Source organism: Pseudomonas muyukensis, assembly GCF_019139535.1.
Classification (GTDB): Bacteria; Pseudomonadota; Gammaproteobacteria; order Pseudomonadales; family Pseudomonadaceae; genus Aquipseudomonas; species Aquipseudomonas muyukensis.
In genome coordinates, this window is sequence record NZ_CP077073.1 from 1,886,010 (window position 1) to 1,905,977 (window position 19,968).

18 protein-coding genes are annotated in these 19,968 nt (G+C 66.3%); 7 read left to right on the forward strand and 11 right to left on the reverse strand.

The features are described 5' to 3' along the window. Positions 1–159: 159 nt before the first annotated feature. From rnc to pdxJ, 4 genes are all read left to right on the forward strand, one after another. On the forward strand, positions 160–849 hold the full coding sequence (gene rnc / locus KSS95_RS08505) for a ribonuclease III (RefSeq protein ID WP_134693448.1): 690 nt from the start codon (positions 160–162) through the stop codon (positions 847–849). Then, on the forward strand, positions 842–1,744 hold the full coding sequence (gene era, locus KSS95_RS08510) for a GTPase Era (RefSeq protein WP_028690122.1): 903 nt from the start codon (positions 842–844) through the stop codon (positions 1,742–1,744). Before rnc ends, era begins: the two co-directional genes overlap by 8 nt. 177 nt (positions 1,745–1,921) lie before the next feature. Beyond that, the gene (recO, locus tag KSS95_RS08515; protein ID WP_217853270.1) at positions 1,922–2,605 is read left to right on the forward strand and encodes a DNA repair protein RecO; all 684 of its coding nucleotides are present in this window, start codon (positions 1,922–1,924) and stop codon (positions 2,603–2,605) included. A 62-nt stretch (positions 2,606–2,667) separates the two neighbouring features. Then, positions 2,668–3,390: a pyridoxine 5'-phosphate synthase gene (gene pdxJ / locus KSS95_RS08520; protein ID WP_437179605.1), complete on the forward strand. Its 723-nt coding sequence runs from the start codon at positions 2,668–2,670 to the stop codon at positions 3,388–3,390. A 75-nt stretch (positions 3,391–3,465) separates the two neighbouring features. Here the strand turns inward: pdxJ and KSS95_RS08525 are convergent, their stop codons facing one another. Both KSS95_RS08525 and KSS95_RS08530 read right to left on the reverse strand, forming a co-directional pair. After that, complete coding sequence (locus KSS95_RS08525; protein ID WP_217853272.1) at positions 3,466–4,851, reverse strand: heavy metal sensor histidine kinase; 1,386 nt, start codon at positions 4,849–4,851, stop codon at positions 3,466–3,468. Then, positions 4,848–5,522 (reverse strand): heavy metal response regulator transcription factor, encoded by a 675-nt coding sequence (locus KSS95_RS08530; RefSeq protein WP_217853273.1) that lies wholly within the window; start codon positions 5,520–5,522, stop codon positions 4,848–4,850. The genes KSS95_RS08525 and KSS95_RS08530 overlap by 4 nt, the downstream gene beginning before the upstream one ends. A 317-nt stretch (positions 5,523–5,839) precedes the next feature. Between KSS95_RS08530 and KSS95_RS08535 the strand changes: the two genes are divergently transcribed. After that, positions 5,840–6,043 (forward strand): hypothetical protein, encoded by a 204-nt coding sequence (locus tag KSS95_RS08535; RefSeq protein WP_062364203.1) that lies wholly within the window; start codon positions 5,840–5,842, stop codon positions 6,041–6,043. Positions 6,044–6,112: 69 nt separating this feature from the next. Here KSS95_RS08535 and cmoB read toward each other — a convergent pair whose 3' ends face one another. From cmoB to KSS95_RS08570, 7 genes are all read right to left on the reverse strand, one after another. Next, complete coding sequence (gene cmoB, locus KSS95_RS08540; protein WP_217853274.1) at positions 6,113–7,069, reverse strand: tRNA 5-methoxyuridine(34)/uridine 5-oxyacetic acid(34) synthase CmoB; 957 nt, start codon at positions 7,067–7,069, stop codon at positions 6,113–6,115. Continuing rightward, positions 7,066–7,809, reverse strand: coding sequence for a carboxy-S-adenosyl-L-methionine synthase CmoA (gene cmoA / locus KSS95_RS08545; RefSeq protein ID WP_217853275.1), 744 nt, complete (start codon positions 7,807–7,809; stop codon positions 7,066–7,068). Before cmoA ends, cmoB begins: the two co-directional genes overlap by 4 nt. Positions 7,810–7,898: 89 nt before the next feature. Next, the gene (locus KSS95_RS08550) at positions 7,899–8,291 is read right to left on the reverse strand and encodes a protease inhibitor I42 family protein (RefSeq protein ID WP_217853276.1); all 393 of its coding nucleotides are present in this window, start codon (positions 8,289–8,291) and stop codon (positions 7,899–7,901) included. 248 nt (positions 8,292–8,539) lie between these two features. After that, positions 8,540–10,960, reverse strand: a complete 2,421-nt coding sequence (lon, locus tag KSS95_RS08555) for an endopeptidase La (protein ID WP_217853277.1) — start codon at positions 10,958–10,960, stop codon at positions 8,540–8,542. A 201-nt stretch (positions 10,961–11,161) separates the two neighbouring features. Continuing rightward, positions 11,162–13,573, reverse strand: coding sequence for a glucose/quinate/shikimate family membrane-bound PQQ-dependent dehydrogenase (locus KSS95_RS08560; RefSeq protein WP_217853278.1), 2,412 nt, complete (start codon positions 13,571–13,573; stop codon positions 11,162–11,164). A 31-nt stretch (positions 13,574–13,604) separates the two neighbouring features. Beyond that, positions 13,605–14,951, reverse strand: coding sequence for a carbohydrate porin (locus tag KSS95_RS08565; RefSeq protein WP_217853279.1), 1,347 nt, complete (start codon positions 14,949–14,951; stop codon positions 13,605–13,607). A 304-nt stretch (positions 14,952–15,255) separates the two neighbouring features. After that, complete coding sequence (locus tag KSS95_RS08570; RefSeq protein ID WP_217853280.1) at positions 15,256–17,307, reverse strand: TonB-dependent receptor; 2,052 nt, start codon at positions 17,305–17,307, stop codon at positions 15,256–15,258. Between the two features lie 300 nt (positions 17,308–17,607). On the opposite strand from KSS95_RS08570, the gene KSS95_RS08575 reads away from it, so the two are divergent. After that, positions 17,608–17,829 (forward strand): VF530 family protein, encoded by a 222-nt coding sequence (locus tag KSS95_RS08575; protein ID WP_046856826.1) that lies wholly within the window; start codon positions 17,608–17,610, stop codon positions 17,827–17,829. Next, positions 17,829–18,461: a Pr6Pr family membrane protein gene (locus KSS95_RS08580; protein ID WP_217853281.1), complete on the forward strand. Its 633-nt coding sequence runs from the start codon at positions 17,829–17,831 to the stop codon at positions 18,459–18,461. The genes KSS95_RS08575 and KSS95_RS08580 overlap by 1 nt, the downstream gene beginning before the upstream one ends. Positions 18,462–18,599: 138 nt before the next feature. On the opposite strand, the gene KSS95_RS08585 is transcribed toward KSS95_RS08580, so the two are convergent. Then, positions 18,600–19,361: a siderophore-interacting protein gene (locus KSS95_RS08585; protein WP_217853282.1), complete on the reverse strand. Its 762-nt coding sequence runs from the start codon at positions 19,359–19,361 to the stop codon at positions 18,600–18,602. Then, on the reverse strand, positions 19,358–19,921 hold the full coding sequence (locus KSS95_RS08590) for a PadR family transcriptional regulator (protein ID WP_217853283.1): 564 nt from the start codon (positions 19,919–19,921) through the stop codon (positions 19,358–19,360). Before KSS95_RS08590 ends, KSS95_RS08585 begins: the two co-directional genes overlap by 4 nt. Positions 19,922–19,968 lie beyond the last annotated feature (47 nt).

Genomic DNA, 19,968 nt, shown 5'->3' on the forward strand with positions numbered 1-19,968 from the left:
AACGACGGCGCTGTCCACGGACGGCGCCGCTTGCATTTATGACATAGGCTGTGTTCTCAGGGAGCGAGGGCTTTCGCCGTTGCCGGCGCAGGACCACAGTCAAACCGTCTTTCAGGATGTTGATTTGAACAACGCGTTGAACATTGCCGGGGTGGCCCCATGAGTGCTTCCCTTGACCGCCTGGAGCGCAAGCTCGGCTACACCTTCAAGAACCAGGACCAGATGCTGCTGGCCCTGACCCATCGCAGCTATGCCGGGCGCAATAACGAGCGCCTGGAATTCCTCGGCGATGCCATCCTCAATTTCGTGGTCGGCGAGGCGCTGTTCGAGCGCTTTCCACAGGCCCGCGAAGGCCAGCTGTCGCGCCTGCGCGCACGCCTGGTCAAGGGTGAGACCCTGGCCCGCCTGGCCCGTGGCTTCGACCTGGGCGAGTACCTGCGCCTGGGGTCGGGCGAGCTCAAGAGCGGTGGTTTCCGTCGCGAGTCGATCCTTGCCGACGCCCTCGAGGCGCTGATCGGTGCGATCTACCAGGACGCCGACATGCAGACCGCCCGCGAGCGCATCCTGGCCTGGCTGACCGACGAGTTCGACGGCCTCACGCTCGTCGACACCAACAAGGACCCCAAGACCCGCCTGCAGGAGTTCCTGCAGTCGCGTGCCTGCGACCTGCCGCGCTACGAAGTGGTGGATATCCAGGGCGAACCGCACTGCCGGACCTTCTTCGTCGAATGCGAAGTGGTGCTGCTGAACAAGAAAAGCCGTGGGCAGGGCGTCAGCCGGCGTATCGCCGAGCAGGTCGCCGCTGCCGCCGCATTGATCGCCCTGGGCGTGGAGAATGGCAATGACTGAGAACACTTCGACCCGCTGCGGCTATGTCGCCATCGTCGGTCGCCCCAACGTGGGCAAGTCCACGCTGCTCAACCACATCCTCGGGCAGAAGCTGGCGATCACCTCGCGCAAGCCGCAGACCACCCGCCACAACATGCTCGGCATCAAGACCGAAGGTGACGTGCAGGCGATCTACGTCGACACCCCCGGCATGCACAAGGCCAACGACAAGGCCCTGAACCGCTACATGAACCGCAATGCCTCGGCGGCCCTGAAGGACGTCGACGTGGTCATTTTCGTGGTCGACCGTACCAAGTGGACCGACGAGGACCAGCTTGTGCTGGAGCGTGTGCAGTACGTGACCGGCCCGCTGATCATCGCGGTCAACAAGACCGACCGCATGGAAGAGAAGGCCGAGCTGATCCCGCACTTGCAATGGCTGCAGGAGCAACTGCCGAACGCCGAAGTGATGCCGATTTCCGCGCAGCAGGGGCACAACCTCGAAGCGCTGGAAGCCCAGATCGCCAAGCACCTGCCGGAAAACGAGCACTTCTTCCCCGAAGACCAGATCACCGACCGTAGCAGCCGTTTCCTCGCCGCCGAGCTGGTACGCGAGAAAATCATGCGCCAGCTCGGTGCCGAGCTGCCGTACCAGATCACCGTGGAGATCGAGGAATTCAAGCAGCAGGGCCATGTGCTGCACATCCATGCGCTGATCCTGGTCGAGCGTGACGGGCAGAAGAAAATCATCATTGGCGACAAGGGCGAGCGTATCAAGCGCATCGGTTCCGAGGCGCGCAAGGACATGGAAGTGCTGTTCGACTCCAAGGTCATGCTCAACCTGTGGGTGAAGGTCAAGGGCGGCTGGTCCGACGACGAACGCGCCCTGCGCTCGCTGGGTTACGGCGACCTGTAAGCCTGTCCCGAGCGAATCTGCTCTCCCTGTAGGAGCGGCCTTGTGTCGCGAAAAGGGCCGCGCAGCGGCCGCAAAATTTCAGCGTCGATACGCAGATTGCTGGGGCTGCCTTGCAGCCCTTTCGCGACACAAGGCCGCTCCTACAGGGCTGCGACGCTTTCGGTCTGAGTGATACCCATGGACCAGCCCACCCCCCAACCTGCCTACGTGCTGCACAGCCGCGCCTACAAGGAAACCAGCGCGCTGGTGGACTTCCTCACCCCTCAGGGGCGAGTGCGAGCGGTGCTGCGCCGGGCGCGGGGCAAGGGTGGCAGCTTGGTGCGCCCGTTCGTGCCGCTGGACGTCGAACTGCGCGGGCGGGGCGAGCTGAAGAACGTCGGTCGCCTGGACAGCAGCGGTATCGCTGCCTGGCTGCACGGCGACGCGCTGTTCAGCGGCCTCTACCTCAACGAACTGCTGATGCGCCTGCTGCCCGCCGAGGCGCCGCATCCGGCGCTGTTCGAGCACTACACCCTGACCCTGCAGGCCCTGGCCGCCGGTCGGCCGCTGGAGCCGCTGCTGCGCTCGTTCGAATGGCGCCTGCTGGACGAGCTGGGCTATGCCTTCGCCCTGGATCACGACGCCAACGGCCTGCCGGTGGTCGGCGATGGCCTGTACCGCTTGCAGGTGGACGCAGGCCTTGAGCGCGTCGAGCTGTTCCAGCCCGGCCTGTTCAAGGGGGCCGAGCTGCTGGCCCTGGCCCAGGCCGAGTGGGAGGCTCCGGGCGCGTTGCTTGCCGCCAAGCGCCTGATGCGCCAGGCCCTGGCGGTGCACCTGGGGCCCAAGCCGCTGGTCAGCCGGGAACTGTTTCGCAAGCGCTGATCAGCACGTATGCTGTCGACCTCAACCCTCAGGAGTGCCCCTTCGTGACTCACAGCAACCGCATGCTTCTCGGCGTCAACATCGACCACGTGGCGACCCTGCGCCAGGCCCGGGGCACCCGCTATCCGGACCCGGTCAAGGCCGCCCTGGACGCCGAGGAGGCGGGTGCCGATGGCATCACCGTGCACCTGCGCGAAGACCGCCGGCATATTCAGGAGCGCGACGTGCTGTTGCTCAAGGACGTGCTGCAGACCCGCATGAACTTCGAGATGGGCGTCACCGAAGAAATGATGGCGTTCGCCGAGAAGATCCGTCCGGCGCACATTTGCCTGGTGCCGGAAACCCGCCAGGAATTGACCACCGAAGGCGGCCTGGACGTTGCCGGCCAAGAAGCACGCATCAAGGCCGCGGTGGAGCGCCTGGCGCGCACCGGCGCCGAGGTGTCGCTGTTCATCGACGCCGACGAACGGCAGATCGAGGCCTCGCGCCGTGTCGGCGCCCCCGCCATCGAGTTGCACACTGGCCGCTACGCCGATGCCCAAAGCCCGAGCGAAGTGGCCGACGAGTTGCAGCGCATCAAGGATGGCGTGGCCTTCGGCGTCGGCCAAGGGCTGATCGTCAATGCCGGCCATGGCCTGCACTACCACAACGTCGAGGCGGTGGCGGCAATCCAGGGCATCAACGAGCTGAACATCGGCCATGCGCTGGTGGCCCATGCGCTGTTCGTCGGCTTCAAGGCCGCGGTGGCCGAGATGAAAGCGCTGATCGTCGCGGCCTCGCGCTAAGCCAGTCGGGGGGCAAGCCCGCAGCCACAAGCACTGGTTTGCGCCTTGTGGGAGCGGGCTTGCCCCGCCATGCAGTCACTCGGCCTTGAAGACCAGGGTAAACCGCGTTGGCCCAGCGGCCTGGCTGCTCACCTCGACGCGCCCACCATGCAACTGCATGATCGATTTCACGATCGCCAAACCCAGCCCGGTGCCGCCCTCCAGCCTTGAACGCCCGGCGCCTGCTCGGTAGAAGCGCTCGAACAGGTGCGGCAGGTGCGCCTCGCCGATACCTGTGCCCTGGTTCTCTACCCATACGGCCATCTCGTTGCCTTGTCGCTCGATGCCAACGGCCACCGGCTTGCCCTGCGGGCCATGGCGTATCGCATTGCTCAGCAGGTTGGACAGGGCGCGCTGGAACATCAGCTTGTCGGCCAGCGCCGTGCCCCAGCCTTGCAGGTGCAGGGAAATCCCCTTGAGTTCGGCGCTGCAGGCGAACAGCTCGCTGACCCGGGCCACCTCGTCTGCCAGCGCCACCGGTACCAGCGCCACCTGGGTTTGCGGCTGGCTGACCTGGGCGAGGAACAGCATGTCGTTGATGATGCGGCTGAGCCGGGTCAGTTCCTCGACGCTGTCTTCCAGCGCCTCGCGGTACTTGTCGCCATCGCGCTCGCGGGCCAGGGTGACCTGGGCCTTGCCCATCAGGTTGCCGATCGGCGTGCGCAGTTCATGGGCCAGGTCATCGGAAAACTGCGTCAGCTGGCGCACGCCCTGGTCGAGGCGATCGAGCATCACGTTGATGGCCCGGGCCAGCTCGGCCAGCTCCGCCGGCAGGCCGCTGTCGGGCAGGCGGTGGGCGAGGTCGTGGGCCGAGACCTGTCCGGCGATCCGGCGAAAGTGGCGCAGTGGTCGCAGGCCGCGTTGCACCAGCTTCCAGGCGGCGATGCCGATCAGCAGCAGCAGCAGCGGCAGGGCCAGCAGGGTCGAGTGCAGGTAGGCTTGCAGCAGGCTGTTGTCGTCGCGGCGGTTGAGCGACATCAGCACCCTGACCGGGGTGTCGTCGCGCAGGCGCATCAGGCGGCTGGCGGTGAGGATCTGGTTGTCGTCGCCGTCGCGCCAGGCGTGAAAAGTCAGCCGGTTGTCGGCATCCAGGGCCAGCAGGTGCTGCGACTGCAACGCCGGGCCCAGGCTGAGCAGGGCCGGGTGGCGGCCGTTGACCGCCAGCACGCTGAGGCTGAGGTTGTCATGGCCCATGACCAGGTCGAGCAGCGGGTGGGCGCGGGCGCCGAGGTCGTCGCTGCGCAGGTCGACCCGCAGGTTGTGCTCGACCTGCTGCATCTTGCGCGCCAGGTCCTTGCGCGCGCGGCTGTCCAGTTCGTGGTCGAGGGCGAACACCGCCAGGGTGGCGAGCAGCAGCACCAGCGCCGCGCCCATCAGGGTGACGGTCAGGCCCAGGCGCAGCGACAGGCTCGAGCGCTTCACGCGCGGGCCTCGAGCACATAGCCGACGCCGCGCAGGGTGTGGATCAGCTTGTCCTCGAACGGGTCGTCGATCTTCGCCCGCAGGCGGCGGATCGACACTTCCACCACGTTGGTGTCGCAGTCGAAGTTCATGTCCCACACCAGCGAGATGATCTGCGTGCGTGACAGCACCTCGCCGCTCTGGCGCATCAGCAGGTGCAGCAGGGCGAACTCCTTGGCGGTCAGATCGATGCGCTGGCCGCCGCGCCAGGCGCGGTGACGGCCGGGATCGAGCTCCAGGTCGGCGACCTTCAGCGTGCTCGGTTGCAGGTGCTGGTCGTTGCGCCGCAGCAGGCTGCGGATGCGTGCCAGCAGCTCGGGGAACTCGAACGGCTTGAGCAGGTAGTCGTCGGCGCCCAGGTCCAGGCCCTTGACCCGGTCGGCCAGGCGGCCGTGGGCGGTGAGCATCATGATCCGCGTGGAGGACTCGGCGCGCAGGCGCTGCAACACCCCCCAGCCGTCCAGCTCGGGCAGGTTGACGTCGAGGATCACCAGGTCATAGGCCTGCTGGCGGGCCAGGTGCAGGCCGTCGGTGCCGGTGTGGGCGCAGTCGACCACATAGCCGTTCTCGCGCAGGCCTTGCTGCAGGTAGTCGGCGGTGCGGGGTTCGTCCTCGATAATCAGTAGGCGCATGCTCGGGCTCGGTTCGATGAAAGGGGGCAATTCTCGACCCTGTAGTGACATCAGGGTCAACTGGCGAGGATGTTACTGGATGCGAATGGGCAAGCGGCGGGGATTGCGTATTTGTAATGTGGGGGTCATCTGGGTGACAGGGCCCGCCGCGTTTGCCAGCAAGGCTGGCTCCTACAGTGTTGCCGCCGATCCTGTAGGAGCCAGCCTTGCTGGCGAATGCGCCTGACCTTGCAGCACTGTAATGTCTGGCTCACCTTGCTGTTAGCTGCGCCTTGGCATGCTGGCCCTGTCGAAACGGTTTTCACGAGGCAAGCACGATGAACCTGACCAAGTACCTGCTGCTGGCGATCCTCGCCCTGGGCAGCACCAGCGTTTTCGCCGAGGGTGGCGCGGAGCGTTCGAAGCAATTCTGGCAAGCATTCCGCGATGACCAGGCGCGCCTGTACGGTGACAAGCAGCAGGCGCTGGCCGAGCGCGAACGCAAGGCCGAGGAGAAGGCCCGCGAGCTGGCCAAGGATTGAGTCGTACACCCCTGCGCCGCGACAGCTCCACGGCGCAGGGGGCTTGCGGCGCCCTTTGGGGCGCCTTTTTTATTTGCGCGCCAGCAAGGTGGCGCGGCGCGGTGCCGGCAGGCCTTCGAGGGTCTTGCCGTGGTCGGCCGGGTCGAGGAAGTCGCCGAGGGACTGGTAGCGCATCCACTCGGTGCTGCGCTGTTCCTCGACGCTGGTGACGCTGACGTCGACGCAGCGCACATCGCTGAAGCCGGCGCGGCGCAGCCAGCGCTCCAGCGCCGGCACCGACGGCAGGAACCACACGTTGCGCATCTGCGCGTAGCGGTCCTCGGGCACCAGTACCTGGTTTTCGTCACCTTCGATCACCAGGGTTTCCAGTACCAGCTCGCCGCCCTTGACCAGGCAGTCCTTGAGTGCCAACAGGTGCTCGATGGGCGAGCGACGGTGGTAGAACACGCCCATGGAGAACACGGTGTCGAAGCCTTCGAGGTTGGCCGGCAGCTCTTCCAGGGCGAACGGCAGGTGCCAGGCCGGGAGCTCAGGCAGGTACTGCTGCACCGCCTGGAACTGGCAGAAGAACAGCCAGTTGGGGTCGACGCCGATGACCATGTCGGCGCCGGCACCGAGCATGCGCCACTGGTAGTAGCCATTGCCGCAGCCAACGTCGAGCACGCGCTTGCCCTTGAGGTCCAGGTGCGGGGCGACCCGCGACCATTTCCAGTCCGAGCGCCATTCGGTGTCGACATGCACGCCGAACAGCTCGAACGGGCCCTTGCGCCAGGGCGACAGGCCCATCAGTGCCTGGCGCATCTGTGCCCGGGTGGCATCGTCGCAGGGGCAATCCAGGCGCAGCCCGTCGACCAGGTCGATTTCGCTGGGCGTCAGGCGTGGCAGTGCCTCGAGGGCGCCGCGCCAGCGATCGAGGTCGCCGTGGCCCTTTTCCAGCTTGGTTGCGAGTTGCGCCTGCAGGCCCTGGGACCAGGTGGCAAGGGGCGTGCCCGCCAGGCGGCGGACGAGGGGGGACAGATCGATCATGGCAGGGCTATCAGCGAGGCGAAGTTGAGGCATTGGAACCAGGGCACCACCTTGGAGAACCCGGCGGCGCGCAGGCGCTGCTGATGGGTTTCCAGGGTGTCGGGCTTCATCACGTGCTCGATGGCGCTGCGTTTCTGGGCAATTTCCAGTTCGCTGTAGCCATTGGCCCGCTTGAAGTCCAGGTGCAGGTCGTTGAGCAGTTGCTGTTGCTGGTCGTCGGCGAAACGCAGTTTCTCCGAGAGGATCAGCGCGCCGCCGGGCAGCAGGGCCTGGCGGATGCGCCCGAGCAGCTCGAGACGCTGTTCGGGGGCGATGAACTGCAGGGTGAAGTTCATCGCCACCACCGAGGCCGGCTCGAAGGGCAGGCTGAGAATGTCGGCCTCGACCACCTGCACCGCCAGCAGCTCCTGGAACATCGAGTCCTGGGCGGTGAGGTACTGGCGGCAGCGTTCGACCATGGCCGCAGAGTTGTCCACCGCGATCACCCGGCAACCCTCGGCGCGCACGTGCCGGCGCAGGGCCTGGCTCACCGCGCCCAGCGAGGCGCCGAGGTCGTACAGCGCCGAGTGCGGCTGGGCGAAGCGCGCGGCCAGCACGCCGAGGTTCTCGACGATGGTCGGGTAACCGGGCACCGAGCGCTTGATCATGTCCGGGAACACCTGCACCACGTCTTCGTTGAAGACGAAGTCAGGCACCTGCTCCAGGGGTTGGGCGAATAGGCGGTCGGGTTGTTTGCTCACGGTGGGTCCAGGCGGCTGGCAATCTACAGGGGCGGCATTCTAGCCAAACCGCGGCGCGCTTGCATGACTGGCTGACCGGCGCCGTCCGTTCACTGCACCCGGATGGCGCAATCGAAGGTTTGCACCGGGCGCACTTCCGGGGCCCAGGGTTGCTGGTAGACCAGGATCAGGTGGCCCTCGCCTGCGGCCTTGGCCTGGAAGCGCCAGGTGGACAGCCCGCCGCTGCCGACGAGGCCGGCTTGCTCTGGGGAGTTGTACACCTCGGGGCCGAGGCTGCGCAGGATCTCCGAGGCGGGGTTGTGCACCAGCCAGCGATAGCCGGTGGTGGGGTTGCTGGGCAGGGTGAGGGTCATGCTCTGGCCGACGACCAGGCGCTTGGGGCACTCGCTTTCGCCGTCCAGTTCGACTGTACGTTGTGGCTGCTGGGCGCAGGCGGCGAGCAAGGCAAGGGCGGCGGGAACGAGTAGGCGAGGTAGGGACATGATGGCTCCTGAAGCTGGAATGGCCTGAGGATAACCGAAGCCGGTGAAAAGTTGTGATGGCAGTGTTGGCGCCCTATTGCCACGCGCGATCCCTGTAGGAGCGGCCTTGTGTCGCGAAAGGGCCGCAAAGCGGCCCCAGCTATCTCCAAGTGAGCCAGAGATCCTTGGGGCGCTTCGCACCCCTTTCGCGACACAAGGCCGCTCCTACAGGGAGAGGTGCAAACCCTCGGGCGCATCCGGCAGGGGGATCAGAACAGCACCTTCGCCACGTCGGCGAAGCGCTTGGCGAAGTGCACGGTCAGCCCTTCCTTCAGGTAATCCGGCAGCTCGGCGAAATCACCGCGGTTGGCCTCGGGCAGGATCAGCTCGAAGATCTTCTGGCGCCGCGCGGCGATCACTTTCTCGCGTACTCCGCCAATCGGCAGCACCTGGCCGGTCAGGGTCAGCTCGCCGGTCATGGCCACGCCCTTCTTCGGCGCTTGATCGCGGGCCAGGGACAGCAGGGCGCTGGCCATGGTCACCCCGGCGCTGGGGCCGTCCTTGGGCGTGGCGCCTTCGGGTACGTGCAGGTGAATGAAGGCCTCGTTGAAGTAGCCCGGCGTACCGCCGAACTGCTTGAGGTTCGAGCTGATGTAGCTGTAGGCGATTTCTGCCGATTCTTTCATCACATCCCCCAACTGCCCGGTGAGCTTGAGGCCTCGGTTCAGGCTGTGGATGTGCGTGGCCTCGATCGGTAGGGTCGCGCCACCCATGCTGGTCCAGGCCAGGCCAGTGATCACGCCCTTGCCGGCCAGCACCTGCTCGCTGCGGAACACCGGCATGCCCAGGGCCGGCTCGAGGTCCTTGGCGGCGATCTTGAGCTTGGCGTCGGGATCCTCCAGCAGCTTGACCACCGACTTGCGTACCAGCTTGCCCAGCTGTTTCTCCAGCTGGCGCACCCCGGCTTCGCGGGCGTAACCCTCGATCACCGCGCGCAGGGCGGCGTCGTTGATGCTCAGGCTGGTCTTGGCCACGCCGGCCTTGTCCAGTTGCTTGGGCCACAGGTGGCGCTTGGCGATGGCCAGCTTCTCTTCGGTGATATAGCCGGACAGGCGAATCACTTCCATGCGGTCGAGCAACGGGCCCGGGATCGAGTCGAGGGTGTTGGCGGTACAGACGAACAAGACCTTGGACAGGTCCAGGCGCAGGTCCAGGTAGTGGTCGAGGAAGTCGACGTTCTGCTCGGGGTCGAGGGTTTCCAGCAGTGCCGAGGCCGGGTCGCCCTGGTAGCTCTGGCCCATCTTGTCGATCTCGTCGAGCATGATCACCGGGTTCATCACCTCGACCTCTTTCAGCGCCTGCACCAGCTTGCCCGGCTGGGCGCCGATGTAGGTGCGGCGGTGGCCCTTGATCTCGGCCTCGTCGCGCATGCCGCCGACACTGAAACGGTAGAACGGCCGGCCAAGGGATTCGGCGATGGACTTGCCGATGCTGGTCTTGCCCACCCCAGGCGGGCCCACCAGCAGCACGATGGAACCGCTGATCTCGCCCTTCCAGGCGCCGACGGCGAGGAACTCGAGGATGCGCTCCTTGATGTCGTCGAGCCCGGCGTGGTGGCGGTCGAGCACCTTGCGCGCGTGCTTGAGATCGAGCTTGTCCTTGCCGTACACGCCCCAGGGCAGGGCGGTGGCCCATTCGAGGTAGTTGCGGGTGACGGCGTACTCCGGCGAGCCGGTCTCGAGGATGGCCAGCTTGCCCATTTCTTCGTCGATGCGCTTTTGCGCCTGGTCGGGCAGGGTCTTGCCTTGCAGGCGCTGCTCGAACTGCTCCAGGTCGGCGCTGCGGTCGTCCTTGGTCAGGCCGAGTTCCTGCTGGATGACCTTGAGCTGTTCCTTGAGGAAGAACTCACGCTGATGTTCGCCGATCTGCCGGTTTACCTCCGCGGAAATCTCGTTCTGCAGGCGCGCGACCTCGACCTCCTTGCGCAACATCGGCAGCACCTTCTCCATGCGCTTGAGCATGGGCACGCAGTCGAGCACTTCCTGCAACTGGTTGCCGGTGGCCGAGGTCAGGGCGGCGGCGAAGTCGGTGAGCGGCGATGGGTCGTTGGGGCTGAAGCGGTTGAGGTAGTTCTTCAACTCTTCGCTGTACAGCGGGTTGAGCGGCAGCAGCTCCTTGATCGCGTTGATCAGGGCCATGCCGTAGGCCTTCACCTCGTCGGTGGGGTCGGCGGGCTGGCGCGGGTATTCGACTTCGACCAGGTAGGGCGGGCGGTGGTGCTTGAGCCAGGTGCGGATACGCACCCGGGTCAGGCCCTGGGCGACGAACTGCAGCTTGCCGCCTTCGCGGCTGGCGTGGTGCACCTTCACCAGGGTGCCGTATTCGGGCAGGGCCTGGGTGTCGAAGTGGCGGTGGTCTTCGGCCGGGGTGTCCATGAAGAACAGCGCCAGCGAATGGTGCGGGGTCTTGGCGACCAGGTCGAGGGTTTCGGCCCAGGGTTCTTCGTTGACGATCACCGGCAGTACCTGCGCGGGGAAGAACGGGCGGTTGTGGATCGGGATCACGTAGACCTTGTCCGGCAGTTGCTGGCCGGGCAGGGCGAGGTGGTGGCCGGGTTCGGCCGCGGGATCGAGGTGATCGACTGCGCTGTGTTCGTCGGGGTGTTCCGGGAAATCCTGCTGGTCGCTCATGGGGCACCTGCGTGAATGGCTATGGTGCTTAGATGGGGCGGGGCGGGGCAGGTTTCAATGGTGTGGGAGCGGCCTTGCGTCGCGAAAGGGCTGCAACGCAGCCCCGGAACTCCAGCAACACTGCACAGATCGCCGGGCCGCTTCGCGGCCCTTTCGCGACGCAAGGCCGCTCCCACAGGGCTGTACCTGTGGGGGCAGCGTTTACTCAGCTAATTTGTAAGCGATGATGTAGTCGCCCATCTTGGTGCCGAGCGAGCCATGGCCGCCGGCGGTCACCAGCACGTACTGCTTGCCGTCCTTGCCGCTGTAGCTCATCGGCGTGGCCTGGCCGCCAGCCGGCAGGCGGGCTTTCCACAGCTCCTTGCCGTTGCCGGTGTCATAGGCGCGCAGGTACTGGTCCAGGGTGCCGCTGAGGAAGCCCACGCCACCGGCGGTGACCATCGAGCCGCCCATGCTCGGCACGCCCACCGGCATGCCGATCGGCACCGGGGTGCTGTCGCGGGTGGTGCCGTTCTTGTGCTTCCACACCACCTTGTTGGTGAACAGGTCGATGGCCGCCACATAACCCCAGGCCGGGGCCTGGCAGGGGATGCCCAGCGGCGACATGAACGGGTGCATGGTCACCGCGTACGGCGCGCCGGTGTTCGGCTGCACGCCGCTGGTCTCGCTTTCGCGCTTGCTGCCTTCGGCCACCTGCTCGCGGGGGATCATCTTCGACACGAAGGCCATGTAGTTCGGCGAGGTGAACAGCAGCTGGCGCACCGGGTCGACCGACACGCTGCCCCAGTTGAACACGCCGACGTTGCCCGGGTAGACCAGGCTGCCCTGTTCGGACGGCGGGGTGTACTGGCCTTCGTAGCGCAGGCTGCGGAACTGGATGCGGCAGAGCATCTGGTCGAACGGCGTGGCGCCCCACATGGCCTGTTCGGTCAGTTCGGGGCCGAGCAGGTTGAGGTCGGAACGCGCCTGGGTCGGCGCGGTGTGGTCACCCTTGACGGCGCCCTGCGGCACCGGGATCTCGCGGATCGGCACGATCGGCGTGCCGTCGCGGCGGTCGAGCACGTACAGGCTGCCCTGCTTGGTTGGCACGATGACCGCCGGCTTGACGCCGTCGTCGGTCTTCAGGTGAACCAGGGTTGGCTGGCTGCCGACGTCCATGTCCCACAGGTCGTGGTGGGTGAACTGGTAGTTCCAGCGCGCCTTGCCGCTGGCCAGGTCCAGGGCGACGATGCCGGCGCTGTACTTCTCGGCGCCTGGGGTGCGGTCGGCGCCCCACTGGTCGGGGGTCTGGTTGCCCAGCGGCAGGTAGATCATGCCGAGGTCTTCGTCGACGCTGGCGATCGACCACATGTTGGCCGAGTTGCGGCTGTACTGCTTGCCGTCGGCCAGGGGCTTGGTGTCGTCCGGGTTGTTGCTGTCCCAGTTCCACACCAGGTGGCCGTCGTGCACGTCGTAGGCGCGGATCACCCCCGACGGCTCGTTGGTCGATTCGTTGTCGGTGACGTGGCCGCCGATGATCACCAGGTCACGGGTGATGGCTGCCGGCGAGGTGGAATAGTAGCCACCGGCGGTGAACGGGCCGATGCCGCGGGTCAGGTCGATCACGCCCTGGTTGGCGAAACCTTCGCAGACCTTGCCGGTGTCGGCGTTGATGGCGATCAGGCGGGCGTCGGCGGTGGGCAGGTAGAGCCGGCGCGGGCAGGCCTGGGCCACGGCGAGGCCGGCATCGGTGATCTTCGGCGCGGGGCGGCCGTCGCGGCTGACGTAGTTGTTCTCGTCATAGTACGAGACGCCGCGGCAGGTCATGTGGGCGAAGCCCTTGAAGGTGCCCACCGGGCTCTTGACCTGCGGGTCGAAGCGCCAGATCTCGGCGCCGGTGTCCGGGTCCAGGGCCAGTACCTTGCTGTGGGCGGTGCAGGCGTAGAGCATGCCGTTGACCTTCAGCGGGGTGTTCTGGTTGGTCAGCTCCACCGGGTCGTTTTCGGTCGGCAGGTCACCGGTGCGGATGCGCCAGGCTTCTTCCAGGCGGTAGGCGTTCTGCGGGGTGATCTGGCGCAGCGGCGAGTAGCGGTCGCCATGCTCGGTGCGCCCGTAGGCCTGCCATTCGCCGTCGGGCATCGACGGTGCGGCGCTGGCCATCTCGCTGCTGTCGCGGCCCAGCTCGCCGAACACTTCACCGGGGTGGGTGAACTGGCTGCCCAGGGCGCTGGCGCCAGAGGCGACCACGGCGACGCTGAGCAGCGCGGTGTTGAGCTTCGTGGCCGGGCCTACCAGCGGGCGACGCGCCCACGGCAGCAACAGGACCACGCCGATGGCGAACCAGATGGCCAGGCGTGGCACCAGTTGCCACCAATCCAGGCCGACTTCCAGCAGCGCCCAGACCGTGCTGCCCAGCAGCACCAGGCCGTACAGGCCCAGGGCGATGCGGCGCATGGCCAGCAGCAGGACGCCGGACAGGGCGAAGCCGATACCGGCGATCAGGTAGTAAAGCGAACCACCCAGCTGGCTCAGCTTGATGCCGCCGGCCAGCAGGGCCAGGCCCATCAGCAACAGCAGCACGCCCATCAGGCGCGGTAGCCAGCGGGTTCCATTCTCGGCACCGTCAGTGCTCATCGTCTGTTCTCCGTAGTGTGAAAGGGTCGGGTTAGAAACTGCTCTGGATTTTCAGGCCACCGATCAACGCGTCGTCGACCTGCGACACCCCGCCCGGATGGCGGATGTACTGCAGGTTCGGGCGTACGGTGAGCCAGTCGGCCAGGTGGATGCCGTAGTAGAGTTCGGCGCTGTATTCGGTGTCCTGCACCGGCAGGAAGCCGGGGTTGTCGTAGTCGTCCAGCTGGGCGGCCTGATTGTGCAGGCGGGCGTTCTTGCGGTAGCCGGGGTTGACGTGCACGCGAGCCAGGGCGAAACCGATGTCGTCCTTGGCGCGGGCATCGAAGGGCCCCTTGTAAACCAAACCGGCCTGAACATAGTTGTCGATGGCATTGGTCTTCTTGTCGTGCACCGTGGCATTGGCGAACAGGCTCAGGCCGCGCGACTGGTCGGACGCCTGCGCAGTCACCTGCTGCTGGGCGCCGAGCCACAAACCGTGCTTGCTGGAGCTGCTGCGGTAGGCGGCGCCACTGATGGCGGCCGGCTGGCCGTTGCTGTCCTTGAGAACATCCTGTGCCTTGGCATTACTGTAGTAGTAGCCGGCGCGATATTCCCCTTTCAGGTCGTTGATCCTTGGGCTCCACACCAGTTCCACCGGCATTACCGCGCCCTGGGTGCCGCTGCCGCTGAGCTTGAAACCGTTGCCGCTCTCCAGGTTGGAGGGGTTCTGCTCGAACACGCCGACCTGGGCGTAGAGCTGGTCGCTCAGGTTGTAGCGCACGCGCAGGGCCCACTGGCTGACTGGCCAGTTGTACCAGATGCCGCCGACCCAGTTGCCCACCTGCGAGCCGCAGAACGCCAGGTTCTGGAAGTCGCAGGGGAAGCTGTTGAAGTCCTCGCCCTCGCCGAAGCGGCCGAATTTCACGTCCAGGGCGCCGTCGAAGTACTTCTGCTTGATCCACATCTGGGTGATCCGCCAGGTTTCGCCGCGGCCCCAGACCTCCTGGGCCGAGGTGAAGCCGCCGACCCGTGGGTCGTTGATGCGGTCGTTGCTGATGTTGTCGCCGTGGCGCTCGGTGAGGGTCAGCTGGAACTCGCTGTCATGCCAGCCGAGGAGCTTTTGCAGGTCCATGTTCACGCCGAAGGTGAACTGGTCGCTGTAGCGCGCGGCGCGATCGTGGCTGTAGCCGCCATGCAGGTTGCTGCCCATCTCGCCGGTGTAGCCGAGGGTGAAGTCGTAGCCTTTTTCCAGCAGATCGCTGCGAGTACCCCCCCAGTCACCGAGCATCCACGGTGAGTCCTTGGCGAACATCTGGTGGGCGCTGGTGGTGGGGGACAGGCCGCCGATCAGGGTGGCGAGGGCGAAGCCGGCATAACGGGTAGTGGGCAGTTGCAACATGAGATAGCGCTATCTTTTGATTGTTGAGTAAACGGCAAGCGCAACGAAGCCTGGGTCTTCGAAGGGAAATGGCTGCTTGGGATGGAAAGTGAAGCGATTCAGCTTGCGGCGGGGAGGATATAGCGGAAGTTGTAAGAAAAAAAGACAAAATGTCGCAGCGGATTGTTGCTGGTGGGGTAACAGTGGCGGTTATCGACGGAAGGTTTTTAGGGGGGGGGCGTGATCGAGCGCCGCCCGCGCGGCGCTCGGTCTGATAGGCGCTCCACGACCAACGGCAGGCACCCAACTCCCTACTTTCGGCCAATCAGAAGCTGGTACGCAGCCCCACCTGCACACTGCGCCCTGGCGCCGGCGCGATATCGCGCAGGATCGAGCTGGCATAGCGCACGGTCTGGTCGGTGAGGTTCTCGCCGCGCACGAACGCCAGCCACTCACTGTGGCCGATGTCGAAGCGGTAGCCGACGCTCGCCCCCAGGGTGGTGTAGCCCTCGGTGCTGGTCTCGTTGGCCGGCTTGCGGTGCTGCCCGGCGGCATGCTGCACGTCGACCCGCGCCTGCCAGCGGTCCAGCGTCCACACCAGGCCGCTGTTCAGGCGCAGCGGGGCGATGCGCGGCAGCGGCTCGCCGCTGTCGAGGTTCTTGGCCCGGGTGTAGTCGCCGGACAGCTCCAGGGCAAAGCTGCCATAGCGGTTCTCCAGCAACTGCCAGCGATCCTGCGCCTCGATGCCATAGAAGCGTGCGCGCACGCCCTGGTAGGCGTACTCGGGGATATCGCCGTGGTCGTGATCATGGTCATGGTCGTGATCGTGATCATCGTGGTCGTGATCGTGGCCTTCGCGCAGGTTGCCGGTGCCGATCAGGCCGATGTAGTTGCGAAAGTGGCTGTAGAACACGCCGACACTGCCTTTGTGCGTGCCATTGTCGAAGCGCAGGGCCAGGTCGGTGGAAATGGCTTTTTCCTTGTTCAGTTTCGGGTCGCCGATCTCGTAGGCGCCGGTGGCCACGTGGGCGCCGTTGGCGTACAGCTCGTAGAAGGTCGGGGCGCGCTCGGTGTAGCCGAGGTTGGCGGCCAGCGACCAGACCGGGTCGAGCTGGTACACCGCACCCGATGACAGGCTGAAGGCGTTGAAGCTGCTGGCACTGTCGGCGCCGACGAAGGTGGCGTTGCCCTTGGCGTCGGGGTCGACGCGGGTGTGCTCCAGGCGTGCGCCCAGGCTCAGGTTCAGGCGCTCGGTGGCTTGCCATTGCTCGAGCAGGAACAGCGCCAGGCTGTCGGTGTCGGTGTGCGGGACGAAGGCTTCCTCGCCCAGGGCGGAAAACTCGTTGCGGCTGACCTGGGCGCCGATCACCCCTTCCACTGGCCCCAGCGGCTGGTGGCGGGCCTCGATACGCGCTTCGTAGCCCTTGTTCTTGAAGGTGGTGTGCACCTCGCCGCTTTCGATCTCGCGGTGCTGGTAGTCGGTGTAGCCGGCATCGACCTTGACTGAGCTGAACGGGCCGTCGAGGTCGCGCAGTTCCGAGGCGAAGCCGTAGTGGTCCTGTTGCATGTCCAGGCGCACGCCGGGTTCGGCCACCGAGCCGTAGTTGCTGTCGTAGCGGCTGTAGGACAGCCCGGCATAGCCGTGGTCCCAGTGGTAGGCGCCGCCGATGGCGCCGCCGTCCTGGCGGCCGTCGCTGTTTTCCAGGCGGTGCTTGCGGCCGGGCTCGTCGGCATCGCGCACCTTCGAACTGCGCGCATAGCCGGGGATGCGCAGGTCGTTGAACTGGCGGCTGTTGGCATCCAGGTGCAGGGCGAAGGCGCCATTGCCGGCTTCCAGCTTGCCGGCGCTGCTGCGGGTGGTGTCGGCGCCGCCGTAGCGCAGTTCGCCAGCGCCGTGGATCCCCTCGATGGGCGCGTCGGGGATGCGGTTGTCGAAGGTGTTGACCACACCGCCAATGGCATTGCCGCCATACAGCAGGGCGGCCGGACCCCGCACGATCTCGACCCGCTCGACGGTGACCGGGTCCAGCGGCACGGCGTGGTCATAGGACAGCGACGAGGCGTCCAGGGCGCCGACGCCGTTGCGCAGGATCCGGATGCGGTCGCCGTCCAGGCCACGGATCACCGGGCGGCTGGCGCCAGGGCCGAACCAGGTGGAGGCGACGCCGGGTTGTTTGTTGAGGGTTTCACCCAGGCTGCCCTGCTGTTGCTGCAGCAGGGCGTCGCCCTCGAGCACGGTGCTCGGCGCGGCCAGCTGGGCGTTGCCCAGGGGGTTGGCGGTGATGACCTGGGGTTGCAGTTCGACCGCTTGGCTGGCGGGTGAGGCCAGCCACAGCGCAACGGCGAGGGGCGAGAGGTGAAGCGGCATGTGACGCATGGAAGTGACGGTCCTTGGCAGAAATGTTAATTGTTACTGTATAACATTTCATCACAAGCTGTTTGCCACTGGCCAGTACTTTGTGGCCTGCATAGCTGTCTGTAGGAGCGGCCTTGTGTCGCGAAAGGGCCGCAAAGCGGCCCCAGGCTTTCAGCGTTTACGCATCAATTGCCGGGGCTGCTTTGCAGCCCTTTCGCGACACAAGGCCGCTCCTACAGGGCGCAGTTGTACAGGCCGCAGATGCCACTACCCCACTACACTCGTGTAAGGTGCGCACCTTCCCGAACCTGGAGCACTGGCATGAGCACGGCCAATCACAACGCGCTGCACGGCAAGACCCTCGAGCAGATCCTCACCGAGCTGGTGGCGCACTACCAATGGCAGGGCCTGGCCGAGCGCATCGACATTCGCTGCTTCAAGAGCGACCCGACCATCAAGTCGAGCCTGACCTTCCTGCGCAAGACCCCCTGGGCCCGGGAGAAGGTCGAGCAGCTGTACGTGAAGCTGCAGCGCAAAGGCTGATGCCACGCCGCCCCTGGCTGAGCCTGGCTGCCGTCCTGGGCTGGACGGGGCTGGCGATCCAGCTGTACCTGGTGCTGCTGGCGCGCTGGCAGGAGCAGGCCAGCCTGCTCGGTGGGCTGGTCAACCTGTTCTGCTTCTTCACGGTGCTGACCAATACCCTGGTGGCCACCGTGCTGAGCCAGGCCGCGTTTGGCCGTGAATCGGCGGCGCGGCGCTGGTGGCTGTCCCCGGCGATCAGTGCAGGCGTCACCGCCAGCATCGTCTTGGTCGCCCTGGCCTACAGCCTGCTGCTGCGTCACCTGTGGCAGCCCCAGGGCTGGCAATGGCTGGCGGACGAGCTGCTGCACGACGTGATGCCGGTGCTGTTCGTCGTGTATTGGTGGCGCGTGGTGCCCAAGGGGCAGCTGCGGCTCTGGCACCTGGCGGCCTGGGCGTTGTACCCGGCGTTGTACTTCGCCTTCGTGCTGCTGCGCGGGCATGAGATCGGGGTGTATCCCTACCCGTTCGTGGACGTGGCGCGGTTGGGCTATGGGCAGGTGATGGTGAACGCGCTGGCGGTGTTGGCGGGGTTCTGGGGCATCGCCGCGGTGTTGCTGGGCGTGGACCGCTGGCTGGGACGCCGGCGGGCGTAGGCGCCTTGGCGGGCGAACAGCGGCATGGCCGGTGCCAGGCACCGCGTTGCCGCTGTTCGCCAGCAAGGCTGGCTCCTACGCCGTGTGCGAGCTGTAGGCGCCAGCCTTGCCGGCGCGCGGTGCATGGCCGCAGGGCGATCACTCGTCCTCAGCGGTACCGTCGGCACGCCAGTAGGCGACCGCTTTCAAGGCCTCTTCCTGAACGCCCTTGTCCAGCAGCAGCGCCTTGGCCTGGCGGGTCAGGCCTTTTTCCAGCGCGACCCAGGCATACAGGCGGCCTGGGGGCAGAGCCAGGTGCTTGACCTTGTCCAACACATCTTCCTGGCCCCGGCGTACCCAGATCACCTCGAGCTGCGCCTTGCTCGGCAACGGTTGGCGTTCCTGTTCGTCCTCGATCTGGATCACCGCCAGTACCTGGCGGCCCGCCGGCAGTTCATCGAGGCGCCGGGCGATGGCTGGGATCGCCGTTTCATCGCCGATCAGCAGGTAACTGTCGAAGATGTCCGGCACCACCATCGAGGCCCGCGGGCCGGCGATGTCCAGGGTCTGGCCGGGCGCGGCCTGGGCCGCCCAGGTGGACGCCGGGCCGTCGCCATGCAGCACGAAGTCGATGTCCAGCTCGTTGTTCAGCAGGTCGATGCGCCGTGGCGTGTACTCGCGCATGGTCGGCCGGGCACCGCCGTCGCGGCCCAGGTTGCGGGCGTCGATGGCCTTTTGCTCTGCGGCATTGGCAGCGAACAGCAGCTTGACGTGGTCGTCGCTGCCGACGCTGGTGAAACCGGCCAGTTCCGCGCCACCGAGGGTGATACGGCGCATGCGCGGGGTGAGCTCGGTGACCCGCAGCACGTCGAGGCGGCGCTGGCGGATCTCGTGGTTGACGCGGTGGATGCTGTCGTTCATGGGGTGTCTTCCTTAACAGGTGCGGCCGGCCCGGAGGCGATGGCCTTGGCGGTGTCGTTGAGCAGGGTGCGGACCCGCTCGATTTCGTCGGGCGTCCAGCGCCCGTTGTGCATGTGCAGGGCGTGGCGCAGGTTGCCGACGGCCTCATGGATTTGCGCCGGCCGGTCGTGGCCGCGCAGGGCGCGCTTGCTCACTTCCAGGCGCATGCGCACACCTTCCAGCGCCGTCGCCTGTTCGGTCAGCGCGGCACGGCCGGTGTCGGTGATGGTGTAGAGGCGCTTGCTGCCCTGGGTGGTGCCGGTGATCTGCTCGGCTTCCTCGAGGTAGCTCAGGGTCGGGTAGATAACACCGGGGCTGGGGCTGTAGCTGCCGTCGAAGAGGCTTTCGATCTGGCGGATCAGGTCGTAGCCGTGGCCGGGCTGCTCGGCGAGCATCGCCAGCATCAGCAGTTTCAGGTCGCCTGGGGCGAATACCCGTGGGCCGCGTTCGCCACGGCTGTGCTCGCGCTCGCCACGACCGTGGCGGCGCTCGTGAAAATCATGGGAGGCAGGGTCGCGCATGGTGCAGGGCTCTTGGTGGTGAGATATATCGCAAGATATTACTCAAG